This window comes from Nodosilinea sp. LEGE 07298 (genome assembly GCF_015207265.1).
GTDB lineage: Bacteria > Cyanobacteriota > Cyanobacteriia > Phormidesmidales > Phormidesmidaceae > Nodosilinea.
The window spans coordinates 1-12355 of record NZ_JADEXE010000017.1; the positions used below are offsets into that span (position 1 = coordinate 1).

8 protein-coding genes are annotated in these 12355 nt (G+C 57.2%); 5 read left to right on the forward strand and 3 right to left on the reverse strand.

The genetic code is table 11. The annotated features are described in order from the left end of the window. Positions 1 to 8 precede the first annotated feature (8 nt). The 4 genes from IQ273_RS04070 to IQ273_RS04085 all read left to right on the forward strand — a co-directional run bounded on the left by IQ273_RS04070 (position 9) and on the right by IQ273_RS04085 (position 8476). Positions 9 to 1367: a GTP-binding protein gene (locus IQ273_RS04070; RefSeq protein ID WP_228052306.1), complete on the forward strand. Its 1359-nt coding sequence runs from the start codon at positions 9 to 11 to the stop codon at positions 1365 to 1367. A gap of 337 nt (positions 1368 to 1704) precedes the next feature. After that, complete coding sequence (locus IQ273_RS04075) at positions 1705 to 6222, forward strand: EAL domain-containing protein (protein WP_194021898.1); 4518 nt, start codon at positions 1705 to 1707, stop codon at positions 6220 to 6222. Between the two features lie 247 nt (positions 6223 to 6469). After that, positions 6470 to 7909, forward strand: coding sequence for a pyruvate kinase (gene pyk, locus IQ273_RS04080; RefSeq protein WP_194021899.1), 1440 nt, complete (start codon positions 6470 to 6472; stop codon positions 7907 to 7909). A gap of 183 nt (positions 7910 to 8092) precedes the next feature. Next, positions 8093 to 8476 (forward strand): hypothetical protein, encoded by a 384-nt coding sequence (locus IQ273_RS04085; protein WP_194021900.1) that lies wholly within the window; start codon positions 8093 to 8095, stop codon positions 8474 to 8476. A 419-nt stretch (positions 8477 to 8895) separates the two neighbouring features. Here IQ273_RS04085 and IQ273_RS04090 read toward each other — a convergent pair whose 3' ends face one another. Next, entirely contained in the window at positions 8896 to 9810 is a 915-nt protein-coding gene (locus tag IQ273_RS04090) for a diacylglycerol kinase family protein (RefSeq protein WP_194021901.1), read from the reverse strand. Positions 9811 to 9924: 114 nt separating this feature from the next. Here IQ273_RS04090 and surE point away from each other — a divergent pair, with 114 nt between their 5' ends. After that, the gene (surE, locus tag IQ273_RS04095; RefSeq protein ID WP_194021902.1) at positions 9925 to 10659 is read left to right on the forward strand and encodes a 5'/3'-nucleotidase SurE; all 735 of its coding nucleotides are present in this window, start codon (positions 9925 to 9927) and stop codon (positions 10657 to 10659) included. A 28-nt stretch (positions 10660 to 10687) separates the two neighbouring features. Here the strand turns inward: surE and hpsU are convergent, their stop codons facing one another. Both hpsU and IQ273_RS04105 read right to left on the reverse strand, forming a co-directional pair. Then, complete coding sequence (gene hpsU, locus IQ273_RS04100; RefSeq protein WP_194021903.1) at positions 10688 to 11323, reverse strand: hormogonium polysaccharide biosynthesis acetyltransferase HpsU; 636 nt, start codon at positions 11321 to 11323, stop codon at positions 10688 to 10690. A 35-nt stretch (positions 11324 to 11358) separates the two neighbouring features. Further along, positions 11359 to 12336: a glycosyltransferase family 2 protein gene (locus IQ273_RS04105; protein WP_194021904.1), complete on the reverse strand. Its 978-nt coding sequence runs from the start codon at positions 12334 to 12336 to the stop codon at positions 11359 to 11361. Between the last annotated feature and the right edge of the window lie 19 nt (positions 12337 to 12355).

A 12355-nucleotide genomic window follows, 5' to 3' on the forward strand; every position in this document is an offset into this window, starting at 1 on the left:
GCCATACCCTGAGCCAGGCCGTCTCCCGCTATTCCACCGCGCTGCAGGGGAACCCCGAGCAGGGGGCAACCCTGGCAGCGGTCAAAACCGGGCTGGGCCAGCTGCAAAGCCTGACGGCCAAGCTTGAGTCGCGCTGCCTGCGGGTAGCGGTGTTTGGCCTGGTCAGCCGAGGTAAGTCGGCGGTGATAAATGCCCTGGTGGGAGAAGATATTCTCGAAACCGGGCCTCTGCACGGCGTTACTCGCTGGCCACGATCGGTGTACTGGCAGCCCGAGGGGCAGCCCGAGGTTGAGAACGGCCTAGCGTGGCAAATCGAGCTGATCGATACCCCCGGCCTGGATGAGGTGGGGGGCGACGTGCGTGCCGAAATGGCTCAAACCGTAGCCACCCAGGCCGATCTAATTCTGTTTGTCGTGTCGGGAGATATTACCCCCTTTGAATACGAGGCCCTGCTGGAGCTGCAGCGGGGGCAGAAGCCGCTGCTGCTGATCTTCAACAAAAGCGATCTCTACCCCGACGTCGATCGCCAGGAAGTGCACCAAACCCTGCAAAAGCTGCGTGCCGACCTGGGCCAGGCTAGCCCCAGCAGTTCGCTAGCGGTCGATGATGTGGTGACCGTAGCCGCCAGCCCTGCCCCACTCAAGGTACGGGTTGAGTGGCCCGACGGTCGCACCAGCGAGGAGTGGGAGCCCCAGCCCCCCCAGATCGAGCCCCTGCGACAGGCATTGCTGGCGATCGTGGCCGAGGACGGTGCCGCCCTGGTGGCCCTCAACGCCCTGCGCAACGCCCGCGCCATTGAGAGTGAAATGGTGGGCCACGTGAGCCGTCTGCACGGCGATCGCGCCGACGAAACCATCTGGCAGTTTGCCAAATACAAAGCTGCCGCCGTTGCCCTCAACCCCATTGCTGGCCTCGACCTGCTGGGCGGGGTTGTCATCGACCTGGTCATGATTCGCACCCTGGCACGGCTCTATGGCTTTCCGATTACCGGCCACGAGGCGGGGCGACTGTGGCGAGCCATCCTCAAAAGCTCGGGTACCCTGCTGCTGAGCGAAGTGGGCAGCGGCCTGCTGGGGGCGGGCAAAACCACCGCTGCCCTAGTCACCCTAGTCGATAGCGCCACCGGCATCGCCGCCCTCGCGGGGGCCATGACCGCCCAGGCTAGCGCCGCAGGTTATGGGTCTTATACCGTGGGTAAGGCCGCTAAAACCTATTTGGAGCAAGGCTGCACCTGGGGACCCGAAGGGGTCAGTGCTACCCTGGCGGCCATTCTTCAAGACACCAATGCCTCTCAGACCCTGACTCGTCTGCGCCAGGAGGTACAAGCCGATTTAGACTTAGTAGAAGCCTCAACTCCCAAGGGTTAGTTCTAGTCGCCAATGCTTGACCTCGGAGCCACCTCTGGGGTTCATACCAAAGCCTACTTGGCTAGCTCCGATTGGCGGTGTACAACCCATTCGCCCCTACAGAACTTGCCTGTTAAGGGGTTGACGGCCACAATAAATGGGTACCTTTGGTTCATTAATTTGTTGCCGCCGGGGCACTGCTCTTCCACCCTGGGTCACTTACTGACTACAGAATTCAGTGGCGACAGATTCGAACGCCTCCCCTGTAGATAGCCCCAACTCACTGTCCTCAGCCTGTTTACCTGGTGTGGAGCTATCTGGCTAATGCTATAACCTTACCGGTCGGGGTGTGTCGGCTATGGCCGCTCTCTCAAATTCAGATTTCTTTGTTGCCAGTACCAGCGAATCATTAGCCCCTGTCCCTGCCCAGTCCCTTTTCTCTGAACAGATTAGCGCTCTCTGCGTGGGTGATTTAGTCGACATACTGCCAGCGGTGCTCACCCCCCAGGCCTCAATTCGGGAGGCGGTGCAGGTGATGCAAGATCAGACGTTGAGCTGCGTCGTGGTGGCTACTGAAAGCAATATTTTGGGGTTATTTACTGAGCAAGAAGTGCTCGGTTGCGTTGCCGCTGGGGTAGATACCGCCACGATCCCTATTGGTTTGAGCCTTGTGCCCCAAGGGCCTACTTTACGCCCTGACGATAGCATTGGAGCAGCGCTTCAGGCTGTGCAGGCCGCTAATTGCCGCTACCTGCTGGTGGTCGATGCACAAGATCAAATTTGCGGTCTGGTGACGCGCCAGCGCCTCTACCAGACCATGGCCGAGAGTCGGGCTACCGGGGCTGGGGCTGGGGTCGAGAGCGGCAGCCAAGCCGACAGCCAAGCCAACAGTGGTGAGTTAGAAGATGTTGTGCTCCCTCCCCACTGGCGGGAAGAACTCGCCCTCGACGACCCGGTTGATGGCTCTCCGACTCCTCCTCCCGATCGCAGCCTGACGATCTTGACCAATATTCACTATCAGCTCTTGGGGCTGGAGGGACAAAATCGCCTGCGGGTATTTGGTCGCTGCCTGAAGCTGCTGGGGGTGGCCAGTCAGGCCCAGGGAGTCGCTTTGTTTGAAACTCATCGGGACGGCGGTGGCCAAACTCTGACCAGCCTGCGGGCTGCCTGGCACCCTCCAGGGGCCGCCAGACTTGACCAGAGTAGCTGCCAAAGCCTGCCCTTCAGCCAGCTGCAGCGGTGGCACGAGGTGCTGGAGCGCGGAGGATTGCTGAGCGGGGCGATCAGCAGCTTTCCGGTGGCGGAGCAGTCGCTGTTGAGCAGCTTAGGCGGCGACACCGTGCTGATACTGCCCCTGCGATGCCACGGTCAGTATTTTGGGTTTTTGATGTTTAGCCGCACCAGTAATGACCTTGGGGAGACTGGATCTGAGCAACGCCTCGCCTGGCCACCAGCCACTGTCAAGCTGCTGCGCACCGCTTCGATTAGTCTATCGCTGGCCTGCGAGCAATACACTATGCAGTCGTGCCTGCGCCAGACCCAAAACGCGTTTGCCAGCCTGTTTCACCACAGCCCCGACCCCATGGCGGTAACTACCTTTCCGGAGGGTCGCCATTTATTGGTCAACGCTAGCTATGCCCGCTGGCTGGGGCGACCGAGCAGCGAGATTATTGGCCGCCGCCCCGCCGATTTGGGGTTGGTTCACAACCGGCGGCAGTTTGCCGACTTGCGCCGACAAATCCGCGATCGCGGCTGTATTAAAAACATTGAGATCGACTCGCACCTGGCCAATGGCCAGCCCCGCACGCTGCTGGTGTCGTCGGAGCTAACCCAGCTCAACGACCAGACCTGCCTGCTCTCAGTCGGCAAAGATATTACCGAACGCAAAGCCATGCTGGCGACCCTGAGCGCGGCGGAAGCCCGATTTAGGGCCATTTTTGCCCAAATCAACGTAGGCATTTGTCAGGCCAGCTTGAGCGGCGAGCTCTTCGATGTAAACCCTGGTATCTGCCGCATGTTGGGCTTTGGCCGCGAGGAACTCTTAGGAAAAAACTTTGCCGACTTCACCCATCCCGAGGATCTAGCGTTTGATTTGCAGCACTACCATCGGATGATAGCCGGTGAAATCCATTCGTTTGCCATGGAGAAGCGCTACTGTCACAAAAACGGTAGTTTTATCTGGGTAGCGCTAACGGTGTGCCTGGTGTGCAATGACGACGGTCAGCCGCTGTTTAGCATTGGCATATCGCAAGACATTAGCGAGCGAAAACGCGGCGAGGCCGAGCGCCAGGCGGCCGAGCAGGCGCTGCAAATCTCTCACCAGCGCATCAACAACATTCTAGAGAGCATTACCGACGCCTTTTTTGCCCTTGACCAAAATTGGCAGTTTATCTACCTCAACCAGCGGGCTGAGCAGTTTTTGCAGCGATCGCGCCACCAGACACTGGGTCAAAACCTGTGGTACGAGTTCCCTGAGGTGCTGGGCACGCAAATATCTAAACAGCTGCGCCGGGCTATGGTCGAGCGGGTCAGCCTCACCTTTGAGGAATACATGACCCACGCTGACAGCTGGTGCGAATTTCATGTATACCCCACCCAAGAGGGGCTAGCGGTGTACTTTCAAGATGTCACCAGCCGCAAGCGAGCCTACGAGCAGGTTCAACACCAGATACGCCGCGAACAGGCCCTCAATCGGGTGGTGCAGGCCATTCGCCATTCGCTCGACCTAGATACCATCTTTAGCACCGCCGCCCGTGAAGTGGCCTACCTGCTGCAGGCCGACCACGTCGATATTCAAATGTATTTACCCGCTAACAACCACTGGCGGATGATTGCTGAGCACCGGGCTACCCCCGATTTGCCTAGCCTGCTCTATCGCACCATTGCCGATCCTAAGGCGAATTCTGGGCCTGGGCCTGGTTCACCTCAGACTAACCTGGTACAGCTCGACGCCGCAGCTCCCCACGAGTTACTCGATGCCCTGCCCGGCGGCTGGCTGCTGGTACCGCTCTATCTCAGCCACCCTCGCCCCTGGGGGCGGTTAGGCATTCACCGCCAGGGGCCTGAACCCAAGCCGTGGAAAACCGCCGAGATTGAGCTGGTGCAAACCGTGGCCGACCAGCTGGCGATCGCCGTGCAGCAGGCCCAAACCCTGGCCCAAGCCCAGCGTGAGCTGCGCCAGCGGCAGCGGGCCGAGAGCCGTCTCCAAGAGGCCCAGCGCATTGCCCATACCGGCAGCTGGGAGCTGTACCTGCCCAGTCAGCAGCTCACCTGGTCGGAGGAAATGTTTCGGATTTACGGCCTCAGCCCCAGGTCAGTGCCACCATCATTAGACGCCCAGCTGGCGGCCCTAGACGAGGGCGATCGCCCGCTCTGGCAGCAGCAGCTAGCGGAATCAAGCTGCAGCGGCCAGTCTCTCAACCTGGAGGGAGCGATCGTGCGCCCCGACGGCAGCCGCCGCTTTGTACAGCTGCTGGGACAGGCCCAGCGCAACGCCCTAGGGGTGGTCACCAGCCTGGTCGGCACCCTCACCGATATCACCGATCGCAAACTGATCGAAGATCGGCTCGCCTATGAGGCCCTGCACGACCCCCTGACAGGCTCGCCCAATCGAGCTTTTTTCATGGAGCAGCTCAACGAGGCGGTAGCGGCCACCAAAGCGTCTCAGTCGGTCATCTTTGCCGTACTGTTCATCGACCTCGATCGCTTTAAGGTGATTAACGACAGTCTCGGCCATCTGGTGGGTGACCAGCTGCTGATCGAGTGTGCCCGCCGCCTGGGTTCAGTAGTGCGAGAAGGCGATCTGGTGGCCCGCCTAGGGGGCGACGAATTTGCCATTTTGCTCAACCCCATCGCTGTGATTGACGATGCCCAAGGCGTAGCCGATCGCATTCACCAGGTGTTGCAAACGCCGCTATTGCTCAGCGGACGCGAGATTTTTATTAGCGCCAGCGTGGGCATTGCCTCCAGCCTAACCGGAGCCGTGGAGGCGGTCGATTTTTTACGCGACGCCGACACCGCCATGTACCGGGCCAAAGAAAACGGACGGGGACAATCGGCCCTCTTTGACCCCGCCATGTACGAGCAGGTCGCCACCCGTCTCACCCTCGAAAACGACCTTCAGCGGGCGATCGATCGCCACGAACTGGTGCTGCACTACCAGCCGATTGTCGAGTTAGCCCACCACCGGCTGATCGGCTTTGAGGCTCTGGTGCGCTGGCATCATCCCCGCTGGGGGTTGATTTCGCCCGACACATTCATTCCTTTGGCCGAAGAAACCGGGCTGATTTTAGCCATTGGCGCATGGATTCAGTTAGCGGCTTGTCAGCAGCTGCGGCAGTGGCGACAGCGTCTGCCCGAGGCCCAAGATTTGGTGGTTAGCGTCAACCTGTCGGTGAAGCAGTTTGCCAACCCGCACCTGATTGACACCATCGATGAGGCCCTAGCCGCCACTGATCTCAGCAGCGACCACCTGCGCCTCGAAATTACCGAAAGTGCCCTGATCGAAAACCCCAAAACCGCTGAGGTGATGCTCAAAGCCCTGCGAGATCGCGGTATTCAGCTGGGCATTGACGACTTTGGCACCGGCTATTCGTCGCTCAGCATGGTGCACCAGTTTCCGATGCAGATTCTTAAGATCGATCGATCCTTTATTCAGGCGATGGAGGCTGACCCGCGCGGGTCGGCCATGGTGCAGGCGATTTTAGCCCTGGCCCAAAGTTTGGGCATGACCGCGATCGCCGAAGGCGTCGAAACCGAGGCCCAGCTCGAGCAGCTGCGTCAGCTAGGCTGCCCCTACGCCCAGGGCTACTGCTTCTCTAAACCCCTACCTGCCCCCGAGGTCGAACAGCTCCTGATGAACTGGTCCCAGGGTTGAACCCGCGATCGCCCCAGACCCAGTCTTTATAGCTGTAGCCAGTCTGGTGAGGACTGTTTCCCTGAGAACGTTCAAACGTTTGAACGTTCTCAGGCTTTATGGATGTCCTAACCCAGGTGACTCTGGCTATAACCCGAGACTAGGCCCAGTCTCGGGCACTGGCGCTAGCGCAATGAAGCCAGGGCTACATAGGCCCCTAAAAACTGTGCCTATACTGGGGACGACCCATGCTCCCTGGGCTACTGCTATGGACTCTTTAACTCAACCTAACCAGACCCAACGGACCAAAATTGTGGCCACCATTGGCCCCGCCAGCAGCTCCAAAGCCATCCTCAAACGCATGATCGACGCGGGCATGAACGTAGCCCGACTCAACTTTTCCCACGGCAGTTACGATGACCACGCCCGCATGATCACCCTGCTGCGCGAGGTTTCTGAGGAGCACGACACCCCGATTACCCTGCTGCAAGACCTACAGGGGCCAAAAATTCGTGTGGGCCAGTTGGCCAACGGCCCCATCGTGCTAGAGGAAGGAACCACTGTGACGCTGGTGCCCCTCGACCAGATCGATGCTATCTCTGGCGGCATCGGCATCGACTACCCTTACCTGGCCGAGGAAGCCCAGCCCGGTATGCAAATTTTGCTCGATGACGGGCTGCTAGAGCTACGGGTAGAGGCGATCGCAGATGTCAAGGTTATCTGCCGCGTGATTCAGGGCGGGCCACTCAAAAGCCGCAAAGGGGTCAACCTGCCCGAACTTAACCTGCGCCTGCCCTCCCTAACCGAAAAAGACAGGCAGGACGTTGCATTTGGCGTTTCTCAAGGGGTCGATATTGTTTCTTTGAGCTTTGTGCGCCAGGCCCAAGATATTCTCACCCTCAAAGACCTGCTGGCGAGCATGGGGGCTAGCCACACCCCGGTGCTGGCCAAAATCGAGAAGCCCCAGGCCATTCAAAACCTAGACGAGATTTTGGCGGTCGTCGATGCCGTGATGGTGGCGCGGGGCGATCTGGGGGTTGAAATGCGGGCCGAAAAGGTGCCCATGCTGCAAAAGCACATCATTCGCGAGTGCAACCGCCGCTGCATTCCGGTGATCACCGCCACTCAAATGCTGGAGAGCATGATTCAAAACCCGCGCCCCACCAGGGCCGAAGCCAGCGACGTCGCCAACGCCATCCTCGACGGCACCGACGCGGTGATGCTGTCAGGAGAATCGGCGGTGGGCGCGTTTCCGGTGCGCGCTGTCGAGATGCTGGCCCGCATTGCCTGTGACGTGGAGCAAGACCTGGCGTTTGTTAACCAACCCGCTGCCCTCAGCGATGAAACCCACGCCCTCAGCGAAGCCCTCAATGCCATCGACTCGACCCTCGCTCTTAAGTACATCGTCTGCTTTACCGAGACGGGCTATACCGCCACTATTGCCTCGGGCGAGCGGCCCAATGCGCTGGTGGTAGCCTGCACCCCCAAAGATACTGTCTACCACTGGATGAACCTGATTTGGGGCGTTAAGCCCATTCTGCTCGACGATTTTCCTCAAAGCTTTGAGGAGATGGTGGCGGCAGCTGAGAGCAGTCTGCGATCGCGCCATCTGGTCGACCTCGGCGACAAACTGCTGGTTATGGGTGGTGTGCCCGCCAACACTCCCAAGGGGACCAACTTCCTCAAAATTCACACGGTAGGGGCTTAGGTTCACCTAGAGCCAAGCCGCTAGGTTTGATTGGCTTAGCCAGTTCTTCCCCAAACCGTCTGGAGCCGTTGTAGTGAGCGCATCCCCCTTAGCCGACGCCTAGGCCCAAGCCGGTGTCTCCCTGCGGAAGGATGGCGAAGCCAGAGCCTTTGCTTAGGCTGGAGGCATTGCATGAGAGGCAGTATGGGCTTGCGTAAGCGGATATTCACACTTAGCAGCGCGATCATCGCTGGCTTAGTTACTATTGCTATTGGGCTAATTCTTTGGAGTACGACGCTCTCTTCCGCCAGCCAGGGCCAGGCGGTTAAGCCACAGCAGGACCCTGTTCAGCTCGAACAGGCAGCCGATCAGGCGGCTGACCTCTCAGAGGATGTCTACAGTGGGCTAGACACCACTAAAAAGATTATTGGCAAGACCGAAGCTCGCAATCAAGCGATCGAGACCGGCCGAGACGCTGCCAGCCAAAAACTCGAAGAACTAAGCGATCGCGCCCAGCAGGCCGAGACACATGGTGAAGACGTGCTCTCTGCAACCGATAAGCGTGTTCTCAAGCACATTACAGAGTAAATTGTACTGTTGGCAAAACCAACTCGGTAAAGCCCTTGAATCATGCGGCCTTTCCCGAGTTGGTTTCTGCGCCTCGCCTCTTTTCTGATTACAGGTTTGCTGTCGACAACGGCGATCGCCCCGCCAGAGTCAAAGAGATGCCTAGTACTCTACGGCGCAAGTTTAGATACTATTCTCCGGGGGCTAGGGAGCAGGGAGGCTGGGGAGCAAAGCAATCCGGAATGGTAGGCATATTTCAACCGTCGAGTACTAGCCCATGCCTAACCTGTGGCTATGTCAAGATATGAATTCAATTCAGAAGAGTTGAAGAAAAGTCAAGGCAATAGGCACCCTAGATTGTAGGGTGTCGAACGATCTAATCTATGTGTTATTCACATTTATAAATGCAAAAAATGCCTTTACTTAACGGGGTCATTTCATTAGGCGTCAGGCAAGAGAAATTCAAGGGATTGAGGAACAACTCTTATATCAATAACGATAGAATCGTCTGATGAGGTTAAGCTATCGCTGGATAAAATCTTGTCATCAACGTGAACATCAAATTCTTCTCCTCGAATCTGTAAGTGCTGGCCCTGGTATCGTGTAAAGGGGGCTAGATCGCAGTTGCCAGCTAAACAGTCTGTCAGATAGTTACTGATTTTAGTTTGCTCACCTTCGTGCACCAGCACAACGGTCATCATTCCGTCATTGAGGCCAATATTTGGCGCGAGGTGGAGGTTAGGTCCAACGTATTGGATATTCATAACCTCCAGCAAAACGTACTGGCCGGAAATATCTTGCCCATCTAAGGAAAGGCTTAAGGACCGGGCAGGACAGTGAGAAACCTGCTGTTTCAACAAGTCTAAAACAGTCGTCAGCTCGTCTTCAGTAGTTGGCAACTGTTCCAGATTACCGCTGTCTTCAGCCCTAGACATGGTTTGAGCAAATAGTCCCATCCCTAAACTTTCAATTACGTGGGTTGTGCCCCAGGCTCCGCTAGCGATCGCACTATCAACCTTAATTCGTGGTGCGGTGGCCCATCCGCCAATCAGTTGTTCTAGAGAACTATCCATCAAGCCTAATGTTTTAGCAATATTATTGGCTGTTCCGAGGGGCAAGATAGCCATTGGGATTTGTTGTCCAATCAGGCGTTTGGCTACTTTACCAACGGTGCCATCCCCTCCGGCTGCTACTACTAAGTCACCAGGGTCTTCCAGGGCGGCAACCCAATTGTCGTCTTTGGCTGACTGATAGTTGACCTTATAACCGGCCTGTTTTATCAGAGATAGAAGTACATCTTTGGACGGTTGATCATCATCACCTGCTTTGGAATTATGAATCAGCGTGACTCTCATAGAAATTCTCTAAAAGCCCAAGAACAAGATTCGATCAGTTTAGAACTTGTGACCCTGCCATCCCTCAGCAAAGAGGCAGATGGTGGTAGCACTAAAGGAGGAAAAAAGATTGAAATGCGGATACTAATTGCTAACGACGATGGAATTTACAGCCCTGGTATTACAGCCTTAGCAGAGGTAGCCGCCTCGTTCGGCCAAGTGCGTATCGTTGCGCCCGATGTTGAAATGTCTTCAGCGGGGCACTCCATTACGGCTTCGCGCCCCCTCTCCTACAAACGCACACCACTGCGAGATTTTGAGGCTTACCGCGTCAATGGTACCCCTGCCGACTGCGTAGCGCTGGGTGCTTACCATTGGGACAAAGTAGACGTAGTGCTGTCAGGCATCAACTTAGGCAGTAATTTAGGCAATTCGATGTGGCATTCAGGCACCTTGGCGGCGGCTAAGCAAGCGGTTCTGCTGGGGCTGCGGGGTATTGCCTTCAGTGCGCCCGTGACCGAGAGTGAGCCCAACTTTGACTTGTTAAAGCCCTGCCTGGCAAAGGTTCTAGAGTTGCTTCTGCCCGATCCAGATTTAGCCTTGGTCAATGTTAACTTTCCCGATCAAGCTCCCCAGGGCCTACGCTGGACCCGCCAGTCGGTGCGACAGTACGATGGCCAGGTTATGCCTAGTAAGGATCCGATGGGACGACAGCACTTTTGGTTTGCTGTGGTACCGCTGGAGGCTCCTGAGGTCGGAACCGATCGCTGGGCTGTAGAGCAAGGCTATGTCTCAATGACACCCCTACGTCTTGATCTGACCCATGAGGCAGAACTAGCTCGAGCACAGGAAAGACACCCCTGCGATTGAGATTAAAGCTCAATCGCCCGCTACAGCCCTAACCCTCCACCATTCGGCGCGGGGCTACGGCCCGACAGGGGTTGCCATAGCACACGTGCCCCGACGGCAGCGACTTAAACACGCTGCTGCGCGCGCCCACCACGCTATTTGCCCCCACCGTTACCCCAGGGGCTACAAAGCAGTCGGTGGCGATCCAGGCTCCGTTTTCTATCACCACAGGCGCTACCACTAGGCCAAAGTGAGGATCGCAAATATCGTGGCTACCGGTGCAGAGGTAGCTTTTTTGCGAAATTACGCAGTGCTGGCCAATGGTGATCTGCTCCAGGCTGTAGAGCACTACGTCGTCGCCAATCCAGCTGTGGTCACCAATAGTCACATTCCACGGGTAGGTAAACCGGGCCGTAGGGCGAATCACGACGCCTTTGCCGACGGTGGCCCCAAATTGCCTAAGCAGCCAGCGCCTCGGTTTGTGGGAGGCATGGGGCGTCAGCGGAAAGATTACCGCTTGTAAAAGCCACCAGATCAAAATAATTACCTTAGAGCGCCCCGGCGCATACCACGACTGGTCGTAGGCATCGAGCTGTACCCAGGGATGAGGGTTAGGGGGGACTAGGGGGCGATCGCCTCCCCGGTCTGGAGAGCTATCGGAGGCATAGGGGGAAGGAGCGGTCATAAGCGGCGGCGATCGAGGTGTCTTATCGGAAGGTCTTAAGGGGCTGATTCTACCGAAACAATCGCCGGTTGAACCGCTGGCTGAGGCATGGCCATACTTTCTTTAGAGGTAACTTCTTTGGGGGTAACATTTAGCTGCCCGCCAAACTGGCGCAGCTCAAATAGCTTGACCCCAATCTGATATTCATACTGGCTCAGCAGCCGCCCGTAGATATAGCCCGCTCGACCGTCTAAAAAGCCCAGCCGCACCACGTAAAACAGCACAAAGCGCAGCAGCGGTTTGAAGGGTAGCCGCACCCAAATTTTTTTCAAAAACCGCTTGCGCTGTACCGCGTCGCCAAACAAGTTAGCGCCAATGGTACCGCCGTCGTCCATGCCCATCAGCAGGTTGTAGTAGACCTGGGCTTCCCAGTTGGAATAGCGGTTGTGGCGGGCTAGCCAGTGGTACAGGTCGCGAAAATCCTCGTGGAGCATGTCGTGCTTCAGGTAGCCTACGGCCCCTTCAACCATCACGTGCTCGTGCACTTCGTTATCGCCTGTGTTGGGAATATCGGCGGTTTGCAGATTTTCGTAGCGGCCCTTTTGGTGGCGAAACAGGCGCAGGTTCCAGTCGGGGTACTTGCCGCCGTGGCGAATCCAGGTGCCCAGAAAAAACACGCGACGATTCAGGTAGTAGCCGTCAAACTCGTGCTGCTGAATGGCTGCTTCAATCTCGTCCCACAGTTCTGGGGTAATGCGCTCGTCGCAGTCGACAATCAGCACCCACTCATGGCTAAACGGCAGGTTGTCTAAAGCCCAGTTTTTCTTTTTGGGCCAGTGGCCGTTGAACTCAAACTGCACCACTTTGGCCCCGGCAGCGATGGCAATATCGCCGCTGCGATCGCTGCTGTGCGAATCTACCACAAAAATTTCTGCCGCCCGCTCTAGGCTGGCTAAACAGGCAGGCAGGTTTTGCTCCTCATCCTTAGCCGGAATCAGCACAGAAATGGGCACTTTGGGGGTTGTGGTTGCCATGGTGGATTCCCTTCAAATC